At 37.3% G+C, this 21,596-nt stretch carries 18 protein-coding genes; 16 read left to right on the top strand and 2 right to left on the bottom strand.

All coding sequences use genetic code 11. The features are described 5' to 3' along the window. Positions 1-11: 11 nt before the first annotated feature. From CZ490_RS21490 to CZ490_RS21530, 9 genes are all read left to right on the top strand, one after another. Entirely contained in the window at positions 12-806 is a 795-nt protein-coding gene (locus CZ490_RS21490) for an enoyl-CoA hydratase/isomerase family protein (protein ID WP_077620778.1), read from the top strand. 496 nt (positions 807-1,302) lie between these two features. Further along, positions 1,303-2,877 (top strand): benzoate-CoA ligase family protein, encoded by a 1,575-nt coding sequence (locus CZ490_RS21495; protein WP_077620779.1) that lies wholly within the window; start codon positions 1,303-1,305, stop codon positions 2,875-2,877. A 406-nt stretch (positions 2,878-3,283) separates the two neighbouring features. Beyond that, positions 3,284-4,522: an ABC transporter substrate-binding protein gene (locus tag CZ490_RS21500; RefSeq protein ID WP_077620780.1), complete on the top strand. Its 1,239-nt coding sequence runs from the start codon at positions 3,284-3,286 to the stop codon at positions 4,520-4,522. A 234-nt stretch (positions 4,523-4,756) separates the two neighbouring features. Further along, the gene (locus CZ490_RS21505; protein ID WP_077620781.1) at positions 4,757-5,620 is read left to right on the top strand and encodes a branched-chain amino acid ABC transporter permease; all 864 of its coding nucleotides are present in this window, start codon (positions 4,757-4,759) and stop codon (positions 5,618-5,620) included. Then, positions 5,621-6,634, top strand: coding sequence for a branched-chain amino acid ABC transporter permease (locus CZ490_RS21510; RefSeq protein WP_077620782.1), 1,014 nt, complete (start codon positions 5,621-5,623; stop codon positions 6,632-6,634). A gap of 12 nt (positions 6,635-6,646) precedes the next feature. Then, a complete protein-coding gene (locus tag CZ490_RS21515) occupies positions 6,647-7,411 on the top strand; it encodes an ABC transporter ATP-binding protein (protein ID WP_077620783.1) in 765 nt (254 codons plus the stop codon). Further along, positions 7,404-8,102: an ABC transporter ATP-binding protein gene (locus CZ490_RS21520; protein ID WP_077620784.1), complete on the top strand. Its 699-nt coding sequence runs from the start codon at positions 7,404-7,406 to the stop codon at positions 8,100-8,102. The genes CZ490_RS21515 and CZ490_RS21520 overlap by 8 nt, the downstream gene beginning before the upstream one ends. A gap of 266 nt (positions 8,103-8,368) precedes the next feature. Continuing rightward, the gene (gene glsA, locus CZ490_RS21525) at positions 8,369-9,298 is read left to right on the top strand and encodes a glutaminase A (RefSeq protein ID WP_077620785.1); all 930 of its coding nucleotides are present in this window, start codon (positions 8,369-8,371) and stop codon (positions 9,296-9,298) included. Positions 9,299-9,414: 116 nt separating this feature from the next. Beyond that, entirely contained in the window at positions 9,415-10,917 is a 1,503-nt protein-coding gene (locus CZ490_RS21530) for a DHA2 family efflux MFS transporter permease subunit (protein WP_077620786.1), read from the top strand. Between the two features lie 42 nt (positions 10,918-10,959). On the opposite strand, the gene CZ490_RS21535 is transcribed toward CZ490_RS21530, so the two are convergent. Together CZ490_RS21535 and CZ490_RS21540 are read right to left on the bottom strand one after the other, a co-directional pair. After that, a complete protein-coding gene (locus CZ490_RS21535; RefSeq protein WP_077621136.1) occupies positions 10,960-11,709 on the bottom strand; it encodes a sensor histidine kinase in 750 nt (249 codons plus the stop codon). 19 nt (positions 11,710-11,728) lie between these two features. Continuing rightward, positions 11,729-12,427 carry a LytR/AlgR family response regulator transcription factor gene (locus CZ490_RS21540; RefSeq protein ID WP_077620787.1) on the bottom strand — a complete coding sequence of 233 codons (699 nt, stop codon included), beginning with the start codon at positions 12,425-12,427 and terminating at the stop codon, positions 11,729-11,731. Positions 12,428-12,632: 205 nt separating this feature from the next. Between CZ490_RS21540 and CZ490_RS21545 the strand changes: the two genes are divergently transcribed. The 7 genes from CZ490_RS21545 to CZ490_RS21575 all read left to right on the top strand — a co-directional run bounded on the left by CZ490_RS21545 (position 12,633) and on the right by CZ490_RS21575 (position 21,462). Further along, positions 12,633-13,385: an ATP-binding cassette domain-containing protein gene (locus tag CZ490_RS21545; RefSeq protein ID WP_077620788.1), complete on the top strand. Its 753-nt coding sequence runs from the start codon at positions 12,633-12,635 to the stop codon at positions 13,383-13,385. Beyond that, the gene (locus CZ490_RS21550) at positions 13,375-14,532 is read left to right on the top strand and encodes an ABC transporter permease (protein ID WP_077620789.1); all 1,158 of its coding nucleotides are present in this window, start codon (positions 13,375-13,377) and stop codon (positions 14,530-14,532) included. The genes CZ490_RS21545 and CZ490_RS21550 overlap by 11 nt, the downstream gene beginning before the upstream one ends. 265 nt (positions 14,533-14,797) lie before the next feature. Beyond that, a complete protein-coding gene (locus CZ490_RS21555; protein WP_077620790.1) occupies positions 14,798-15,589 on the top strand; it encodes a Nif3-like dinuclear metal center hexameric protein in 792 nt (263 codons plus the stop codon). 56 nt (positions 15,590-15,645) lie between these two features. After that, entirely contained in the window at positions 15,646-16,275 is a 630-nt protein-coding gene (locus CZ490_RS21560) for a YesL family protein (protein WP_159440002.1), read from the top strand. Between the two features lie 33 nt (positions 16,276-16,308). Further along, positions 16,309-17,871, top strand: coding sequence for a response regulator transcription factor (locus CZ490_RS21565; RefSeq protein ID WP_077620792.1), 1,563 nt, complete (start codon positions 16,309-16,311; stop codon positions 17,869-17,871). Between the two features lie 70 nt (positions 17,872-17,941). Continuing rightward, complete coding sequence (locus CZ490_RS21570; protein ID WP_234987276.1) at positions 17,942-19,624, top strand: cache domain-containing sensor histidine kinase; 1,683 nt, start codon at positions 17,942-17,944, stop codon at positions 19,622-19,624. A gap of 170 nt (positions 19,625-19,794) precedes the next feature. Continuing rightward, the gene (locus tag CZ490_RS21575; RefSeq protein ID WP_077620794.1) at positions 19,795-21,462 is read left to right on the top strand and encodes an ABC transporter substrate-binding protein; all 1,668 of its coding nucleotides are present in this window, start codon (positions 19,795-19,797) and stop codon (positions 21,460-21,462) included. Positions 21,463-21,596: the final 134 nt, after the last annotated feature.

Raw genomic sequence — 21,596 nt, forward strand, 5'->3', positions numbered from 1 at the left:
GGAATGTAAAAATGTCAATTAATTTAGAGACAAAAACTCTTACTGTCAAAAAAGCAGATGGTATCGCTGAAGTTCACATTCATGTTAACAAAACAAATTCTTATGACCTAGATTATTACAAAGAATTAAATGCGGCTATCGATGATATCCGTTTTGACAATGACATTAAAGTAGTTGTGTTAATGAGTGATATGCCAAAATTCTTCTCAGCAGGAGCAAATATCAATTTCTTAAAATCTGCTGAGCCACGCTTTAAAACGCAGTTCTGCTTATTCTGTAATGAAACACTAGATAAGATTGCGCGTTCGCCACAAATCTGGATTGCTTGCTTAGAGGGTCACACAGTTGGTGGTGGTTTAGAAATGGCTCTAGCTTGTGATTTGCGTTTCATGGGGGAGCAAGCAGGTAAAATTGGACTTCCAGAAGTTTCACTAGGTGTATTAGCGGGTACTGGTGGTACACAGCGTCTTGCTCGCCAGGTTGGACATTCTAAAGCGCTAGACTTGAATCTTACAGGTGAAACGTTATCACCACAAGAAGCATTAGATATTAAACTTGTCGATCGCATTTTCCCACAGGAAGAAACGAGAGCCAAAACGTTAGAGTATGCACAGAAGATTGCAAACAGCGCTACTTATGCTACATCTAACATTAAGTTATCAATTATGAACGGTAAAGAAATGCCACTTAATGTAGCGATCCGTTATGAGGGCGAACTTCAAAATCTATTATTCCGTTCACAAGATGCACAAGAAGGGTTAAGTGCATTCATTGAAAAGCGTGAGCCAAATTGGCAAGGTAAGTAATCGGATTTCTATGTGAAAAAATGACCCATGGCGCGAAGGCCATCCTACCATTTTGCTCTATAACACTATATTCATAGTGCTAATAATTATAAATGTAGACAGTATTGTAATTATTGTATCTTTTCTAGAAATACTAGAATTTTAATTGATTGTAGCGTAAGGCGGCGACTCCAGCGGGAAAAGCGTGAGACTTGAGACCCCGCACGTAGCAGAGCGCAGGAGGAGGCTCAAGCCACGCCCGCGGAAAGCGTCCGCCTGAAGTGGAAATCAACCTTTGAAAAAGCAACAATGTATAAGAAAAGAGCTTAAAAATAAAAATCTCTGAATAGTATCAAATTAATAGATTCCATTCTTCATTACGGCTTATAAGCACTATATTTACAGTGCCAATATCAAATATCAACTATGAATTACTCCAGAAAAGTGGAGGTAGTCATGTACCTCCACTATCTTAAATTTTACTATCTATAATAAGAGATAGGTAAGGAGGAAAAGTGTGATAAAGGTAGCTTCGGATTTAAAGGGAATCGCAACGAAGTACAACGCAGCCGATAGATTTATTGAAGAAAATGTACGAAATGGACTTGGGGAGAAAGTAGCGATAGTAAGTGGAGATGAACAAGTTACTTATCAAGAGCTTCATAATCGTGTTAACCAATTTGGAAACGCTCTCAAGAAGCTTGGTGTTGAAAATGAAAACCGAATGCTAATGGTTATGCATGATACTGCTGAGAATATAGTAGCATTTTATGGGGCAATTAAAATTGGTGCACTCCCAATCCCATCTAACACTATGTTGCAGCCAGGGGATTATGAATACCTCTTAAACCATAGTCGTTCAAAAGTGCTCGTTATTCACGAGGATCTTTGGAGCAAAATTAAGGCAAATAGAGACCGGTTTGTCTTTCTTCAGCATGTTATCGTCGTTACAGATAATACGGCAGTCGACACAACTGAAATTGACTACCACGAACTAATGAAAAATGCTTCTACAGAGCTTAACTCATTTATGTCAGTGAAGGATGACCCTGCTTTCTGGCTTTATAGTTCAGGTAGTACTGGGAATCCAAAAGGTGTTATTCACCATCAGAGAAGCATGGAGGCAGCGTATACCACGTACGCTAGACAAGTGCTGGGAATCACCGAAAATGACATTACCTTCTCTGCATCAAAACTCTTCTTTGCATATGGACTAGGAAATGGAATGTATTTTCCATTAGGGGCTGGGGCGACAACTGTACTATTAAAAGAGCGTCCTACACCTGATAAAGTGTTTGAAACAATAGAAAAGACCAAACCTACCATCTTTTTTGGAGTTCCAACGCTTTATGGTAGTTTGATTAACTATGTAGAGCGAACTGGTAGAATTCCTGATTTATCCTCAGTCAGAGTTTGTGTTTCTGCTGGTGAGGCCCTCCCTGATACTTTTGTGAACAAATGGAAGCAGCTCTTTAATCTTGATATTTTAGATGGAATTGGACTAACAGAAGCACTACATATTTTTATATCCAATCGAGTTGGAGATATTCGACCAGGAAGTACAGGAAAGCCTGTCCCTGGTTATGGAGCGAAAATCGTCAATGACAACTTCGAGGAAGTTGGACCAAACGAGGTCGGTGACTTAGTGATTAAAGGGGACAGTCTAACAGGTGGCTACTGGGCAAACATCGCTGAAAATCAGAAAAAACTAAAGGGCGAGTGGATGTATACTGGTGATAAATATTACAAAGATGAAGAGGGGTATTTTTGGTATTCGGGCCGTTCAGATGACATGTTGAAGGTAGGTGGAATCTGGGTATCTCCTATCGAGGTGGAATCTACTCTACTTAAACACGAGTCTGTACTTGAGGTTGCCGTTATTGGTGTTAAGACAGAAGATAACTTAGATCTACCAAAGGCTTGTATTGTACTTAAAGAAGGAGTGGCGCCATCAGAGCAACTGCAGGCCGAATTAAAAGCGTATGTAAAGTCAAACCTGGCACCTTATAAGTATCCTAGAATTATAGAATTCATGGATGAGATTCCGAAAACGGCTTCTGGCAAAATGCAACGTTTTAAATTAAGGAAATAGTGAATCGTTAAAATTACGGAAGAAAAAATTGCGTAATAAATTGTGAACGTCAAAATTTAATTAAAAATAAATAGTTTCACATCCTAAAAGATATAAATAAACGTACTTATCAGTGGATATAGGTTGTATTGCTCAACGAGGCTCGGTAATTGCCGAGCCTTTTTTCAGGCTACAAACTAATTTTTTTGTGTTTAAAACAGAAAACTCATTACGTTTTTTATTTGAAAGTTTTAAAAATGTATTGAATATTTGGGTAGTTATAACTATAATAATATTCAAAATATTAAAAAGTTAGGAAGTTTGGAAAGGGGGGATTTGTTACATAATACCGGTTTGTTTGTGTAAATCAATTTTTCCACCAAAGAGGGTCAAAATGAAGGCGTTTCCAAAATAAGGGAGGGTTACCATGAAACTAGTAAAAAGAAATTGGTTGATCATGTTGGCATTTGTTCTATTACTTTCTGCATGTAGCTCAGGGGCGATTAGTACGACTACGGAGAATAACAAGAAAGATGAAAAGGAAGAACCAACAACTACTGATTCTTCAAATGATGAACCAATTAAAATTGGGGCTTTGTTGCCATCAACTGGCGTATATGCATCACTTGGTGAAAATGTAATGAATGGTATGGAACTTTATTTTGAGGAAATCGGTTGGGAAGTAGCGGGTAAAGAAATAAAAATTATTCATGAAGACACTGAGGCAGATCCACAAGTTTCATTACGTAAGCTCCGTAAATTAATGGAACAAGATAAGATTGATATTTTAACTGGACCAATCAGTACAGCAGTTGCTTATGCAATCCGTGATGAGGTTGATAAGAACAAAGTGCCATTTCTAGTCTCACATGCCGGTGGAAATGATCTGACAAGATCAAAGCGAAGTGATTATATTTGGCGTTCCTCTTTCTCTTCCTACCAAATTGGACACTCAATGGGCCAATGGGCGTATGACAATATTGGTGAGAAAATCTATTTAACAGCTGCTGACTATGCATTTGGTCACGAAGCAACAGCGGCATTTAAAGATGCTTACCTTGCAGCAGGTGGAGAAATTGTTGAAGAAGTATTTGCACCACTAGGGAATAATGACTTCTCTTCTTACCTTGCAAAAATGAATCGTGATGACATTGATGGTATTTATGCATTCTTTGCGGGTACAGACGCAATCCGTTTTGTTCAACAATATGAACAATATGGATTAAAAGGGAAAATCCCATTGATTGGTTCAGGGTGGCTTACAGCTGAGGATACTCGTCCACAGCAAGGTACAGCTCCAGAGGGTATCATCGCTTCAATCTTCTGGGATTATAGCCTTGATACTCCTGAAAATAAAAAGTTCGTTGAAGCGTATGAAGCGAAATTTAACATGAGACCAAGTATCGAGTCTGCAGAAGGTTATGATGCAGCGGCGATTATGGCAAAGGCAATTGAAGCATTAAACGGAGATGTTTCTGACCCTGATAAACTAGTGGAAGAAATCTCAAAAGTTGAACTCAATAGCCCAAGAGGTCCAATTAAGTTCGACCCAGAAACACATCAAATTATTCAAAACCTATATATCGTTGAAACGTACCTTGACGGTGAAAATACAGAAAATAAAGTAATTGACACTGTACCGGAAGTTGTAGATCCAGGTAAATAAGGAAATGTAAGCAATAAGTTTCTTATTTTTATAATGTCTAGCTCCAGGCGCCATCGGCTCGAGGTCACAAGCCAATCGCTTCGGAAGGCATAGAGCGCCTTCTAGAAAGCAGCTGTCTTGTGCTTGACATGCACTCAGAAGTGCTGACATCGACGTTTCGCCACAGGACGTGGCGGTAGTTAGTCGATGTTCCTCAATCCAGGCGCCTTGTGCTTTTCTAATAGGGGGTTAGTAATGGATACGTTAGTCTTACAATTGATGAATGCACTCAGCTACGGATTTCTCCTTTTTATTATTACATGTGGGATTAGTCTCGTCTTTGGTATTTTAGGAGTGTTAAATTTGGCACACGGCTCCCTTTACTTATTAGGATCCTACATTGGTTATTCAATTGTGGTAAAGTCAGGGCTGCCATTTTGGGTCGCTCTTTTAGTTGTGCCTTTTATTATAGCTATTGTTGGATTGATTTTAGAAGTCGTTTTACTACGTCCCACTTATAAGCTTGGCCACCTTTCACAAGTCTTGTTAACCTTTGGTCTTGCATACATCTTCCATGATCTCTTCGCGATGATTTGGGGGAAAAATATTATGACCGTAACCCCACCAGCATTCCTGAGCCAATCAGTTGAGGTTATGGGGAATATGATTCCCTCATACCGCTTAGCCTTAATCGTTGTCGGAATTATTATTGCAGCTGTCCTTTGGTACACTCAGGAAAAAACAAAATGGGGAGCCGTCATTCGTGCTGGGTTATCCGATAAAGAGATGGTTGGTGGACTAGGAATCAATATCCACCTTGTTTTTACACTCGTATTTTTCTTCGGAAGCTTTTTAGCTGGAATAGGTGGAGTACTAGGTTCACCAATACTTGGGGTAGCACCTGGAATGGAATTTAACATCCTGATCTTATCTCTTGTCGTTTTAGTTGTAGGGGGTCTTGGCTCTGTATCGGGTACGATTGCAGCAAGCCTATTAGTAGGTATGGTTGAAACATTCAGCCGCTTCTATGTCCCAGAATTAAGCTTGATTATTACATTTGCACTAATGGCTGCTGTATTAATTATCCGTCCGCAAGGATTGATAGGAAGGAGAGCATAAATGGGCAAACAATGGATGAAAGGTAGTTTATTATTCGTTTTGATGGTTGCTGCTCCATTTTTCGTTTCTCTGTACTATATAAATATTTTGTCGGAGATTTTAATCTTTGGGATATTTGCTATTAGCTTAAATATTTTAGTCGGTCAGACCGGATTAGTTTCTTTAGGTCATGCTGCATTTTTTGGAGCAGGTGCCTATGCAACAGGTCTTGCTGCGAGTCATCTGTCTACGAATGTATTTGTGACAATTGCCATCGGGATGATACTTGCATTCTTACTGGCAATTCTGATTGGATTTGTGTCTACTAAAGCACATGGTTTTTACTTTTTGATGCTAACACTGGCATGTTCTCAAATGGTTTACTCTGTTATCTATCAGTGGACAGATGTAACTGGCGGATCCAATGGATTATCAGGAATTCCTGCGCCGAGCGTATTTGGGGATTTCTTCTTATCTAATCAAGTGTTTATCTATTATTTTATCTTAGTCGTATTTGCTGTAGTTATTTTCGGCATTAATAGACTTCTTCATTCTCCACTTGGATATGTCTTTATCGGTATAAAGGAAAATGAAAATCGAATGAAATCAATTGGATATAACACAACTTTCTATAAAAATATTAGCTTTTTGATTGCGGGCACATTAGGTGGTTTAGCAGGTGGTCTATATGTATTTTTTAACGGTTTCGTTGCCCCAACAGATGTGTATTGGACTGTATCAGGGTCGGTCTTGATCATGGTTCTAGTAGGTGGAGCTGGGACGTTATGGGGACCTGTTATAGGAGCAGCGTTTATCGTTGTATTGGAGACGATTATTAGCTCTTACACTGAAAGTTGGATGATGATTATTGGTACAGCCTTCATTTTATTCACCATTTTTGCTCCTTCAGGTATTGCTGGTATTTTCGACAGGGTGTCAAGAAGCCTATTTAAAGTAAAGCCCCTTCCTGCCCCGGAAAAATATATTGAAGAGTCAATTGAACCAATTAAACAGCAGTCGAAAATGAATGGATAGGGGGGATGTGAGATGACAACAATTCTTTCAATTGATAATCTGTCAAAGCATTTTGGAGGGTTAAAAGTAATTGAAGATATAACATTGAAGGTTTCTGTTGGGGAACGCGTAGGTCTAATCGGGCCAAATGGTGCTGGTAAAACAACCTTTTTCAATATGATTGCGGGAGATTTGAACCCCACCGGGGGAACAATTTCGTATTTTGAACGTGATATTACAAAGGTTCCAAATTACAAACGAACAGAAAATGGAATCGTTCGAACATTCCAGAAGAACAATTTAATGTTTGGGTTAACTGTTAGAGAAAATGTACTTCTTGTATTACAAAAAATGAGAAAGGAACATACCCAGTGGTGGAAGACTATCAGTATTAAAAACTATCGCGCACTGCATGATGAAACAGACGCACTTTTAAAAGAATGGAATCTTGAACAGTATAGCAATACAAAAGTACAAGAGTTATCTTATGGTGTACAAAGGCAAATTGAGATTGTCATGGCCATTGCGGGTAAGCCTAAGTTACTTCTATTAGACGAACCAACAGCTGGTATGTCACAGGTTGAGACCGATCAAATTATTGCGCTAATAAATAAGCTTCCAAAAAAAGTAACGATTTGTATGATTGAGCATGATATCGATGTCCTGTTCGGTAACATGGACCGAGTAATCGTCCTCCATACTGGTAAATTGATCGCCGACGGAACACCAGAAGCCGTCCGTGAAAATGAAGAAGTTAAGGAAATCTACTTAGGTCAGGAGGAGGCTACACATGCTTAAATTGAAAGACGTTAATAGCTTCTATGGCTCGAGTCATATCCTTCATGGTGTTAATCTCGAAGTCAAAGAAGGCCAGGTTGTAACCTTGCTGGGCAGAAACGGAATGGGAAAGACAACAACGATAGGTTCGATTATTGGCTTTGTAAATAAGGTTCAGGGGGAAATCTTGTTTGAAGATCAAAACATTACCCCACTTCAAAGTCATCAGATTGCTAAGAAAGGAATCGGGATCGTACCTCAGGGGAGAAGAATTTTTCCGAACTTAACCGTAACTGAAAATCTAACTGTCTTTGCTGATTCGAAAAAAGGGGATTGGAATCTAGAAAAGATTTTTCATTACTTTCCACGCTTAAAAGAACGTGAAAAATCACATGCTGGAACATTAAGTGGCGGAGAGCAGTCAATGTTGTCAATTGGTAGAGCCTTAATGCGGAATCCGAAAATCCTCTTACTTGATGAGCCGACTGAGGGACTTTCACCATTAATGGTAAGTGAAGTGATGGATGTTCTTTTGGCTTTAAAAGAATCCGGAATGTCGATGTTGCTAGTCGAACAAAATATTTCAACAGCACTACGAATTGCTGACGATGTATACATTTTAAGCAAAGGACAGGTCGTCTATCATGATGATCCCGAAAAACTCAAAAACAATATGGACATTGCCTACCAGCATTTGGCGTTGAGTAGTTAACAATAGCCCTTCCCATTCTCGGGAATGGGCCTTTTTAAATATCGGGCTAGAAACGACAATCTACGCTAGAATACTGGTTTTGTCCCATATAAGTTGTTATGTGTCCCATAAACTTAGAGTTGTGTCCCAAAAATTTCACCAATGTCCCATAAATCTGAACCTGTGTCCCATATCTGACCGCTAATGTCCCATATCTAGTCAAGTCCAACATAAATTTTATAACATAGTAGCACTCCATTTAGTAAATACTACCTTTGGTGATGAAAATGCCTTGTAAATCAAATGATGAATTAAAGGAATTGGTTAACGAAGCACGTAAAATAACAAAAAGTGGACGTGTGGCTGACTATATTCCTGCACTCGGAAAGGCAAATCCTAATGATTTGTCGATTGCACTCAATTTTCCCGATGGACGTTGTTTTTCTGCGGGAGACATTGAAAAGAAGTTCTCCCTGCAAAGTATCTCTAAGGTTATAACTCTGGCACTCGTTTTGATGGACAGAGGTAAGGAGTATGTGTTTGAGCGAGTTGGGATGGAGCCCACAGGCGATCCGTTTAACTCGATTGCAAAGCTTGAATCGATGGCACCATCTAAGCCTTTGAATCCGATGATTAATGCGGGAGCACTTGCGGTAACTCATATGATAAAAGGAGAATCGATTGAGGATAGGTTTCAACGATTATTACAGTTTGTTCGTGAACTATCTGGTAATGATGGTATTCAATTCAATCAAGAGATTGCACGTTCAGAGTATGATACGGCACATCTAAATCGGGCACTATGTTATTTTTTAAAGCAGCATCATATCATCGAAGAGGATGTAGACGAGCTCATTGATCTCTATACAAAACAATGCGCGATTGAAATGAGCTGCCTTGATTTAGCTAGGATTGGCATTGTCTTTGCTTTGGATGGAAAAGATCCGCAAACAGGTAACCAGATTATGCCAGCAAAAATTGCTCGCATTTGTAAAACGTTTATGGTGACTTGTGGAATGTACAACGCATCTGGTGAGTTCGCAATAAAAATAGGGATTCCTGCAAAAAGTGGTGTGGCAGGAGGTATCATGGGGTCTGTGCCTGGAAAATTTGGAATAGGTATATTTGGTCCTGCATTAGATGATAAAGGTAACAGTATAGCTGGGATAAAGTTACTTGAACTCCTTTCAAAAAACTATAACCTAAGCATGTTCTAGAACAAAATCGAAAAGTTACATTTCTTTACATCCTAATACCCCTGATATAAGATATATCGTATGATGGAATAATTATGTCTTATCAAATGTACAGGGTAAATGGTGGGGGATTATAAATGGATTTGTCCGAAAAACAGATACGACCTCAATATGGTATTCTTTCCATTTTGATGGTTGGAGCTTTTATATCTTTTTTGAATAATACGTTATTAAACATAGCTCTTCCTTCTATTATGACGGAGCTACAAGTAGAACCATCGACAGTTCAATGGTTAACTACTGGATTTATGCTTGTCAGTGGAATCCTTATTCCCACGACAGCTTTTTTAATTGAGAAATATACAGTTCGCCGTTTATTTATTGTAGCAATGGGATTGTTCACTATTGGTACGATTCTTTCGGGTACAGCTCATGAGTTTTCAATCCTGCTTTCAGGACGCATGATCCAAGCCTCCGGTTCGGCAATTATGATGCCGCTTTTAATGAATGTTATGTTAGTTAGTTTCCCTGTAGAAAAAAGGGGAACTGCAATGGGGGTATTCGGATTAATCCTAATGTTCGCACCCGCGATTGGACCAACTCTATCTGGTTGGATTATAGAACATTATGATTGGAGAATGCTCTTCCACTTTATTACACCGATCGCAAGTATTGTATTTATACTTGGCTTTATCATGCTTAAAGATAAAAAGGAAAAAGTTATTCTAAAACTAGACTTTTTCTCATTAATTTTATCGAGTATTGGTTTTGGTGGTTTGCTATATGGGTTTAGTTCAGCTGGGAACATGGGCTGGGGAAATCCATTCGTCTATGGGACAATTGTGATTGGTATCATCTCTTTAACTTGGTTTATTATACGACAATCAAAACTTGACATCCCAATGCTGAATTTTGGTGTCTATCGGTATTCAATGTTTGCATTAGCATCAGCTATATCTATGGTTGTCAATATGGCCATGTTTTCTGGTTTCTTGCTTTTACCTATATATGCTCAAACGATCTTAGGGATTTCGCCAATGCATACGGGCCTAATGCTTTTACCAGGTGCTATCCTAAATGCCGTCATGTCGCCAATAAATGGTCGTTTATTTGATAAGTATGGCGGACGAATCTTGGCAGTAATTGGTTTAACGATTACGACTGTTACTACATATCTTTTTAGTCAATTAACAGTCGAAACAACATACACGTATTTAGTCATCATACATGCAATCCGAATGTTTGGGATGTCAATGGTATTTATGCCAGTCTCAACAAATGGATTGAACCAATTACCACGAAATCTTTATCCACATGGTACAGCAGTAAATAACACACTTAATCAGGTATCTGCTGCGATTGGTACAGGATTTTTAATTACTCTTATGTCATTAAGAGAAGAGGCGTCTGCAGCCAACCTACTTAAGAATTTTCAAGGACAACCAACAGAAGCACAGAGTCTTCAAATTGAGTTGCAAGCTATGCTTGACGGTATCAATTTTACATTTTTTATTTCCACCTTCTTAACTCTCTTTGCTTTAATTCTTGCATTTTTCATCAAACGTGCAAAACAGGAAGAGGATATTACCGGAAAAAACAAACCGAAACAAGGCATACAACCGAAACTTGCAAAGAATTAATAAAAAGGAGAAATCGTCTATCAGACGGATTTCTCCTTTTTGCTACCCCTTAATTGCCGGTATTTTAATCTTGACCGAGAATTCCTCATCCTTACATACAAAGTCTAAAAAGCCATTTGATTCATCGACGATATCTTTTATTAACTTTGTACCAAGTCCTTCGTGGCCATCACCCTTAGTCGTATTGCCGAAGTTAACGAATAATTGATCGAGAATGGAAGGTGGAATAGAAGGGGTACTATTTTTACATTGTAAAATATACAACCCACTTCGTTTGAAAAATTGCAGAGTCAGGAAGGCTTGAGTATCATTCTTCTGTTGCCATTCTTCGCAAGCATCAATACTATTTGAAAGTAAGTTTCCAATTAGGGTAATGATTTGTTGATCGGAAAGAGGAAGCGAGGAAAGTGGCAAGTCAAAGTCATAAACAACATCGATATTGAGAGCTTTGGCTTTTCTATACATTTGATGAAGTATGCCTGCTATCACTCCACGTTCGCCTTTAATCGAAAGGTTTGTTTCTTTATAGCCCTCAACCAGTTCATCTAAATAGTGTTTTGCTTCCTCGCTATTTCCATTCTCCAGCATAAAGTGAATTGCTGAGACATGCTTTAAAAAGTCATGACGCTCACTTCGAACAACCCGGAAGGTCTCATTAAATTGAACACGCTGCTCATCAAATTGTCTCGCCTCTTCTAATAGAGCCTTCATTTTTCGTGAAACAGAAAGTCGTGATAATAGTGCATATACGCATATAACCACTAATACTGTAATAATTCCTACATAAAGCATGACCAAATCTTATGCCACCTCAAAAGTAATTTTGTTGTAAAAAGTCGACTTTTTCTTTTGTAATCATTGCTTGTTCTTCGATACCTTCAAACGTAACAATATAGGAGTTCTTTGCATAAAGCGAAAAGTTTTTTACAAAGTGAATATTGATGATGAATGATCGGTGTGAGCGGATGAAGTCCCTCTCCCGTAACTCACCCTCTAGTTCATTCAAAGTTTGATAGGTTTTAATCGGCCCGGATTTGGTGTAGATGGTAGTTGACCTTCCGGATCGTTCAATAAAGATGATATCCTTCTTTTGCAGGATATGTATTTCATTTTTTTGCTTTAAATAAAGTCTTCCATGTATTTCAGCCGACTTTGTTTTTTCTAGGAGTCTTTCAATGGATTTTACTAAACGCTCTTTCGGATAGGGCTTCATTATATAATCATGGACATTTAGTTCAAATGCATGAACTGCATAGCCACTATTACCAGTTACAAAAATTACAGAAATATTCAGTGCGTGGGAGTGGATAATATCAGCAAGTTCATACCCTGACAAACTAGGCATCTCGATGTCGGCAATTAATAAATCAATTTCCTCTTTTTTGATTTGTTCATAGGCTTCATCTGCGGATAAAGTAGAGAAGATTATCTCTACATCTGGAATACCGCTTACGATTGCTTTTAATTTATCCAAATCAATCAAACGGTCATCTACAAGACCAATCTTCATTTTCTATTCGACCTCACATAAAGGAAACTTCCGTCAGGGATATAACTTCCTGCATAATTCCAATTTAGTATTCTTATATTTTAACACCTTTATAGTAAAAATTGACCTTTTCGCGACAAAAAATGGAATATTCGCGACATAACTAGAGATTTTCTCTAGAGGTATGGCTAAGATATAGACATAAGAACAAGACGAGGTGAAAGTCATGATTGAAATTAATGAAGTGACAAAAAGATTTAAAGATAAAAAGATTTCTATTACAGCATTAAAACATGTGAAATTTACCGTTAATAAAGGTCAGGTTGTTGGATTGCTAGGGGAAAATGGTGCTGGAAAAACAACTCTCCTACGAACCATAGCAACGCTACTAACTCCGACGGAAGGAAATGTGAAGGTAGCGGGTTATGATACACTAAAAAATCCAGAAGAAGTGAAAAAGAGGATTGGAGTATTATTCGGTGGTGAAACCGGACTATACGACCGTCTCACAGCACGTGAAAACCTTGAATATTTCGCTGCTCTATACGGATTAAGTAAACACGAAACGAAAGTTCGAATCGATGAATTAGCTCGGATGTTTGGAATGCGTGATTACTTGAACCGAAAAGTAGGTGGGTTCTCAAAAGGAATGAGACAGAAGGTAGCGATTGCGAGAACGCTCATCCATAATCCTGAAATCATTCTCTTTGATGAGCCAACGACCGGATTAGATATAACATCATCCAATGTATTTAGACAGCTTGTTCACCAGTTAAAACGAGATGGAAAAACGATTATTTTCTCAAGTCATATTATGGAGGAAGTTTCGATGCTTTGTGATTCAGTCGCAATGATGCACAAGGGAGAACTTGTCTATCATGGTGACTTAAATGAGTTATATAAATTAGAAGGAAGCCAGGATTTGAACTACATTTTCATGAGTAAACTTGTTAGGGGGAACGAGACTTATGCTTCGTAAAATATACCTTAAAGAATTAAAAGATTGCTTTCGCGATCGCAGAACTTTGATACTTACTGTCTTATTACCAATTATAATGATGTCTGGAATGACTTTTTTCTATGAAAATATGATTTCTGATGGTGAAAGTGACACTTTCCAACTTGCAATTGAAGAAGCTTCAATGAATGAAGCGAAAGAGATATTTTCCGGAGTAGAAAATGTAGAACTCATTGAAACGTCTAATTTGGAACAATCCATTGAGGACGGGGATGCACAAGTTGGCCTTCAATTATCACCAAATTTTATTGAAGCTACACATAATGGGGAGGAAGCTTCAATAACGCTGGTTGGGGATTCGTTTAGCCAAAAGTCTACTCAACTAAATGCAATCATCTTAAATGCATTAACAGTTTTTGAGAAAACTGTTGTTGTTGGAAACCTTCAGGAAGGTGGAATTGATCCTTCTATTATCCAGCCATTTACGATAGAACAAATAGAAATGACTAACGAGGATCCAAATGTTGAAATGCTTGCATTTTTAATTCCTTTAATCCTATCAATTGCTATCGGAGTTGGTTCAGGACCTGCAGCAGCCGATTTATTTGCAGGTGAAAAAGAAAAGAAAACCATGGAAGCTCTGTTAATGACACCAGTGAAACGATCTACATTGCTGCTAGCAAAATGGCTAACGATTGCAACAATCGGTTCAGTTATTGGCATTATTACATTAGCTGTAGTTGCATTAGAGATTAGCTTGTTAACTGAAAATCTTAGAAATGCCGTATCATTTGGAGACGACGCTTTTATCATCATCCTAATTGGAACTTTACTATCAATCATTTACGCTGCATTCACAGCTTCATTAATCATGATTACAAGTATAATCGCAAAGACAATCAAGGAGGCAGGAAGCTATAGCAGTCCTGTAATGATGATTGCGATGTTCCCAGCCATGATTATAGTAGGCATTGGAGTTAATGAACTTACGACTTCTCACTTTGCTGTGCCAATTATGAATTTGTTCACTTTGCTAAAAGAATTGATGTTCGGCATCATCAACTATGAGCATATCTTACTTGCTTTTGGTAGCAACATTGCTTGTATGATTATCTTCTTTGTAATTGGTCGTATCTTATTTATGAAAGATAAATGGGTTATGAACTAAACGTAAGCACCTGCCAGTTTCGTTTTGCAACGAATGGTGGGTGTTTTTTTACTTTCAATTAATTATAAACATAATTGAAGTCTCATGTTTAGCGGAAATTAAATAAAAGGTTTAACGGAACATTCTAATAAAAAATGAATATGTGAAATAAATAACTTTGTTTATCATCTAGACAAACATCACAGAACTATGTAATCTAAAATTATGAAGGTTTTTACAATTCCGTTAAAATATAATAAAAATGTGAATAGAAAGGAATGGACAGATGGGGGTATCTATTCAAGAGGTAATAGATTTTTTAACAAGTCCTGTTAATCCCGTTGAAAATACAGTTGATACATTAAAATTTGGCTCTGGAGATACTGTGATAACAGGAATTGCGGTTTCTTTTATGCCTACATATAACGTAATAAAACAAGCGCTAAATATAGGGGCTAATCTTCTCATTACACATGAAGGAGCTTTTTTTAGTCACTGGGATAAGAATGAGTTAGGTGAAAATGAAATTATTCTTGAGAAGGAAAGGTTGATAGAAGAGTCCGGGATTGCGATTTTTCGACTCCATGATTACATTCATAAATACAAACCTGACGGAATTATGAGAGGACTCATTCAAACCCTAGAGTGGGAGCCATATGTTGAAGAACATCTACCTGTAGCGACTATCTTGAATATCCCAACGACAACAGTCCAGGGGATTGCAGATTATGTAAAAGAAAAATTACGAATTGGGTTTGTTCGTAGTGTCGGAGACAAAGAGATGGGTGTAAATCGTGTGGGTATCTTTGCAGGTTATCGAGGTGGAGGAGCAACGGCAATTCCAATTATAGAAAAATATCAACTCGATCTAGCTATATACGGTGAAGGGCCTGAATGGGAAACCCCTGAATATGTAAGAGATGCAATCGCTCAAGGTAAAAACAAGACTGTACTTGTTTTGGGGCACGCAGAAAGTGAAGAATCTGGTATGAAATATCTAGCACAATCCATACAGGAAAACTTCCCATCAGTTCCAACCCACTTCATTCCAACAGCCCCACTATTTAATGTCTTATAATTAGTAGTTTTACAGTCAGTCAAAAGAAGAATAATTATAGAAAGGTAGTGATGAAGATGGAGGCGAATTGGGCCACTGGCCGATTATATAGATTTAGTCATTGGATTATGAAACTCGCTTATGTCAATTTATTATGGATTTTATTTTCGATACTAGGTCTTGGCGTTTTAGGAGTTTTCCCAGCAACAATTGCACTATTTACGGTCCTTAGAAAATGGGAAATGGATGAGGACATTCCTATTTTTCAGACATTTTTTCAGACCTATAAAAATGAGTTCCTAAAAGCAAATGTTCTAGGCATCATTTTAAGTTTGGTGGGCTATATTCTCTATTTTAATTATATTTATATCACTGTCATTCAAGGAACAATACAACTCATTCTGTCAATAGTTATGTTATTTGCTGCCATTCTTTATTTCGTAATCGTGCTTTATCTATTCCAGGTATATGTTCATTATGACTTGAAGCTTTTTCAGTATGTCAGGTATTCACTATTCATTGGGATTGCAAATCCCATTCACACCATTTTGATGGTGGCACTACTTGCCCTTTGTGCTTTTTTTCTGTACGTAGTTCCAGGCTTTTTACCATTTTTCTTCCCGAGTATATTTGCGTTAGTCATGATGAAAGTCGGTCTAGTAAGCTTTGAAAAAATTATCGAAAAGCGAGAGAAATTAGGGATGTAGATTTCTATAACTGAATCATAGGAGGGGTTAAGCTTGCAAAAAGCACTACTCGTTGATGATGAATTATTCATTCGTAAAGGATTAAGAAGTTTAATAGATTGGGAGAAATGTGGATTTGAAGTGAGCGACGAGGCAGATAATGGGGAAGATGCATATGAAATCATTAAACAAACAAAACCAGCCTTGGTCATAACAGATATCCGGATGCCTGTCTTAGATGGTCTAGGCCTAATTAAGCGAGTAGTTGAATCAACTAAACTGGATGTAACTCCTAAATTCATCGTTATTAGTGGATATAACGACTTTAAATATGCTCAGCATGCCTTACGATATGGTGTTCATGATTTTATTTTAAAGCCTATTGATCAAGATGAAATGGAAGAAGCGTTACGAAAGTTGTCGTCATCGATTAGAAGTGAAAGAACGAAAAATAAGATGCAGGAATTACTTTACCATCAAGTCATGTTTGAGAATCTTCTTGCAGGTGAATTATCCGAAAGTGAAGAAGCTCAACTGGAAAAAACATACCGAATTAATGAACAAAGAAACCATTACTATGTGATGATTGAAATTTTTAACCAGAATCTGAATCGAGCTGCTGGGAGTCAACTAAAGGAAGAACTCCAAGGCATTTTATACGAAACCTTGAAGGTTGATATCCCAATTCATGAACACCCAGAGTATCAATTTGGGATGATTATTAACTCAGATGACTTAAAAGCATTTCATAATGATTTATCCTGTCTGCTTTCGAAGCTTTCATCAAAGATTAGTTGTAAAAAGCTTGGAAAATCCTCTTTCTATGTTGGTAGTGCATTTAAGCATATCAACGGGCTTAAAGAATCCTTCCAAGCTGCAAAACATACAGCACTTTTTAAGTTCTCTAAAAAAGAAAGCGGATACATTAACTATGATGTGATCAAGGATCATCAAGTAACATATTCGGAATTAGACCATGACATGTGCTCATTGTTGATGGAGCAAATTGAAGAAAATAATCATGAGTTCATCGTGAAATTTGTTGGGGATATGTTTAACGTATTTGAAAAGGATTACTACGCACCAGAGGCCATCAAGGGCTCAATCAATTATTGTGTTCATCAAATTATTAAAACAATGAAAAGTATGGAGGAAAATGATAAGGATTATTCCGCTTACTACACCTCACTTCCATGGAATCGATACAATTTAGACCCAAATGAGTTGAAACAACAGTTTGAAGACTATTTACTGAAGTCTGCTTTGAAAATTCATCAGTTAAGAAAAGAGTGTGTAAAAGGAGACATCCGTAAAATAAAAGCATATGTGGAACGGAATTTTCATAAAAACCTTAGCTTAAAAGCAATTGCAAATAAGTTTTATATCAACCCTGTTTACATGGGTCAACTCTTTAAGAAAACGTATGGTATCTATTTTAAAGAGTTTTTACTTGATCTTCGTATTAAAGAAGCTAAAAAGTTATTAAGACAAACAGGCTATAGAGTATATGAAGTTGCAGAAATGGTGGGGTTTGGTAGCACTGATTACTTTGTTACACAATTTGAGAAAATGGAAGGGATGAGCCCAACTGAATACAGGAAACAAATTCTCGATTAAGAATAGTAGACGTTTTAGGCGCTATTCTTTTAATAACTTAAAGCTTAATAAGAAGCTTATTATCTTATATGTGTTTTCTGTATTTCTTCCGATTATCCTCACCAATATTACGTTCTACCTTGTAACAACAAATAACGTAAAAGAGCAGAAAATGAAGGATATTTCAATAGCCCTTCAACAAATTAGAAATGATTTTTTAGAAAGTGTGTACGACGCAGTGAGTGTCTCATCCATGGTCTACGCTGATCACAGTATTAATGAGGTATTAGATAAGACATATTCTTCTCCGATTGAATATGTGAGGAGCTACGATGCGACATTAAGAGGGTTTAATAAATACGGTGCAATGTTTTCATCTGTGGCTTCTATTTTATTTTATACCGATAATGATAGTATTTTGTACTCGGGTGGAGTATTCCCCATCACAAAAGAGATGAAACAGAATGAATGGTATAAAAAGGTTAACGAAAATAAAAATTACCCGGTCATAACAAGGACTGGTACCGGGGATATAAGGGATACATTTAGTGTTATCAGAGAACTAGACTATTACCGTGTCTATAATAATACGAATAAGTATATGAAAATCGATCTTAAACAAGAAACAATACATCATATTTTCCAAAATGTACGTTTTGAGGGTGAGGTATATCTTTTAAACAATCAGGGAGAAGTAGAGTATACGACTAACTCTGATGTGCTCTGGAAAGAGAGGTTATATGATTTTCACACATTAGATTTGCCAGAAGGAGCCTCATTACTAGAAGTAGAAGTAGACAGCAATGAGTATTTTAAGGGGTGGACTGTTGTCGGCGTCGTATCAGAGACAGAGCTGCTCCAAGGTGTTTATAATTCACGGCGTTTTATTTTATATCTAGGATTCTTGAATTTTATCGTACCGACAATCGTCATTGTCCTCATATCTAGGTCTCTACATACCCGGATATATAAAATTCTACAGCATATGAGAAAAATGAAGAATCAGAGATTTGAAACCATTATGGGTGAAAAATATAATGATGAGATTGGTGAACTGACCAGTGAATTTAATCGGATGTCAAATAAAATTAAAGAATTAATTCAGGATGTTTATGTTACTAATATTCAAAAGAAGGATTTGGAATTACAACGAAAACAGGCACAACTAAGTGCCTTGCAAAGCCAAATAAATCCTCACTTCTTATTCAATGCATTGGAGACAATACGGATGAGAAGCATTATCAAAAAGGAGACTGAGACGGCGAAAATCATTCAAAATATGGCTAAAATGCTAAGAAGATCCTTCACTTGGGGGAAAGATTGGGTAACCGTTCAGGACGAACTTACTATTATTCTTTCATTCTTAGAGATTCAGAAGTATAGGTTTGAGGACAAGCTGAATTATGTAATCGATATTGATGATGAAGTTCGTAGTGTCATTATTCCTAATATGATTCTACTTCCTTTTGTTGAGAACGCTAGTATCCATGGCATCGAGCCAAGGAAAGGCAAAGGAGTTATCCAAATAACGTTAAAACGAGTAGAGGATAATCTTGAATTTATCATTCGCGATAATGGACCAGGATTTGATCAGGAAAAGCTAACCCACATTTTAACTTCTTTGCGTACCCAGGAAGCGATGGGAGACAGAGTCGGAATTAAAAATGTATATTATCGATTAAAGCTTTATTATGCGGATCAGTTTTATTTTGATATTAAGAGTGATGACGGGAATGGGACAACCGTAATCATTCGGTTACCAATAAAGGAATAAGGAGCAATTCTTATTCCTTTATTGTGATTCCATGACTTGCTTTGAAGATAACATAAACTTTCTTAAACGTTATCTATAGTTTGTAAGGTCCATAGCAACATGAAAGCGTTCTATAATTAAGATACTTTCAAATTGAAAGTGCTTTCAAATAAAAAATAGGGGGTATGAAAATGGCAAGAAAGGGATTGTGGACACTGCTATTGTCATTAGTTCTACTAGTTGCACTAGTAGGGTGTAAGGATGATAGTGCTGCTCCAACAACTGGTTCAAAGGACGGTTCTTCTTCAGATGATAAAGATCCAATCACGATTACTTACTTTAATGCGGGATCACCTGGTAAGGACATCAAGTCGACTGATACTAAAATCGGTAAACTGTTAGAAGAAGAAACGGGTGTAACAGTTCAAATGGAATACCTAGTTGGTGATATTAACACAAAAATTGGGACAATGATTGCAAGTGGTCAATACCCTGATTTACTCGTTCCGGACATTGCAATTGATAAAGTTTTAGAGGCTGAAGCGTTTATTCCATTAAATGAATTGATGGATGAACATGCTCCAAACCTTAAAAAACTTTATGAGCCTTACCTAAAACAAATGACGGCTGACGATGGAAATATTTATTTCATTCCATTTAATGCGGATCAAGGATATCTACCAAATCCTAACATTGACCAAGGTGCTTTCTTTATTCAACGTGGTGTGTTAAAAGAATTTGGATATCCAAAAATTAAAACACTAGATGAGTACTTTGACTTAATTGAAAAGTATGCTGAAAAATACCCTGAACTCGATGGTAATAAAACAATTGGTTTTACATCTTTAACATATGACTGGAGATTCATGGGGATTGAGAATCCACCGATGCACTTAGCTGGTTATCCGAACGATGGTGGCGTAATTGTTGATATGGAAACACATGAAGCAAATGTATATGTTGACGATGAAATTACAAAGAGATATTTAAAGAAATTAAATGAAGAAAATGCAAAAGGGTTCTATGATAAAGAATCTTTCGTACAAAACTATGATGAGTACTTAGCGAAGCTATCTTCAGGAAGAGTATTAGGCTTCTTCGATTATGGTTGGCAAGTTGCTCAAGCTGAAAATGCATTAAAGGAAGCTGGTAATGATGATAGACGCTACATTGCACTTCCAATCGTATTTGATGAAGATATTAAAGATCAATATATTGACCCACCGGCATTCGTAAATAATCGTGGTATCGGTATTACGACAAGTGCAAAAGACCCTGTACGTATTATTAAATTCTTAGATCATATGGCGAAAGAAGAGATTCAGAGGTTATTTATGTGGGGTATTGAAGGCGAAACGTATGAAGTAGATGAAAACGGACGTTACTACAGAACTGATGAGCAAATAGAACTAACTTCAAATCAAGAATTCAAGGAAGAGTTTGGATTCCAACAATTTGAATACTACTGGCCACGTGGAAACGGGGTATTCTCAGACGGAAACGCATGGGAGCCACGTAGACAACCAGAGGTTGCTCAAGCATCGTATACAGAAGGTGACTTAGCAATCTTAAAAGAGTATGATGCACAAGTATTTGCGGATTTATTTGCTGAGCCAGATGAAAGACCATGGTATCCTGCATGGAGTGCTGAATTGGAGCAAGGTTCACCAGCACAAATTTTCGACCAAAAGAAGAGAGATCTTCAACGAAAATACTATCCTGAATTGGTATTATCTGAGCCTAGCAAGTTTGATGCGATTTGGGATGAGTACGTTGCAGAATTTAACAAATTAGATGTTGATGCATATGAAAAGTTTATGACTGAGGTCGTAAAGAAGCGTGTAGAGGACGCTAAGTAATAAGTAATATAAGAAAAAGGCCTGCTTCCTTTAGGTATTTTAGGCAGGCCTTTCCCATTATTTAAAGAAGGAGGGGTAGTCGTGAGTATGAAAAGTCAAACATCAACTGTTTCCTTTCCTACAAATGCTCCGAA

This window comes from Litchfieldia sinesaloumensis (genome assembly GCF_900156865.1).
GTDB lineage: Bacteria > Bacillota > Bacilli > Bacillales > Bacillaceae_L > Ferdinandcohnia > Ferdinandcohnia sinesaloumensis.

Coding starts and splice junctions, on each gene's coding strand:
- CZ490_RS21490 (WP_077620778.1), top strand. CDS start 12: ATGTCAATTAATTTAGAGACAAAAACTCTTACTGTCAAAAAAGCAGAT.
- CZ490_RS21500 (WP_077620780.1), top strand. CDS start 3,284: ATGAAACTAGTAAAAAGAAATTGGTTGATCATGTTGGCATTTGTTCTA.
- CZ490_RS21505 (WP_077620781.1), top strand. CDS start 4,757: ATGGATACGTTAGTCTTACAATTGATGAATGCACTCAGCTACGGATTT.
- CZ490_RS21510 (WP_077620782.1), top strand. CDS start 5,621: ATGGGCAAACAATGGATGAAAGGTAGTTTATTATTCGTTTTGATGGTT.
- CZ490_RS21515 (WP_077620783.1), top strand. CDS start 6,647: ATGACAACAATTCTTTCAATTGATAATCTGTCAAAGCATTTTGGAGGG.
- CZ490_RS21520 (WP_077620784.1), top strand. CDS start 7,404: ATGCTTAAATTGAAAGACGTTAATAGCTTCTATGGCTCGAGTCATATC.
- glsA (WP_077620785.1), top strand. CDS start 8,369: ATGCCTTGTAAATCAAATGATGAATTAAAGGAATTGGTTAACGAAGCA.
- CZ490_RS21530 (WP_077620786.1), top strand. CDS start 9,415: ATGGATTTGTCCGAAAAACAGATACGACCTCAATATGGTATTCTTTCC.
- CZ490_RS21535 (WP_077621136.1), bottom strand. CDS start 11,709: ATGCTTTATGTAGGAATTATTACAGTATTAGTGGTTATATGCGTATAT.
- CZ490_RS21540 (WP_077620787.1), bottom strand. CDS start 12,427: ATGAAGATTGGTCTTGTAGATGACCGTTTGATTGATTTGGATAAATTA.
- CZ490_RS21545 (WP_077620788.1), top strand. CDS start 12,633: ATGATTGAAATTAATGAAGTGACAAAAAGATTTAAAGATAAAAAGATT.
- CZ490_RS21550 (WP_077620789.1), top strand. CDS start 13,375: ATGCTTCGTAAAATATACCTTAAAGAATTAAAAGATTGCTTTCGCGAT.
- CZ490_RS21555 (WP_077620790.1), top strand. CDS start 14,798: ATGGGGGTATCTATTCAAGAGGTAATAGATTTTTTAACAAGTCCTGTT.
- CZ490_RS21560 (WP_159440002.1), top strand. CDS start 15,646: ATGGAGGCGAATTGGGCCACTGGCCGATTATATAGATTTAGTCATTGG.
- CZ490_RS21575 (WP_077620794.1), top strand. CDS start 19,795: ATGGCAAGAAAGGGATTGTGGACACTGCTATTGTCATTAGTTCTACTA.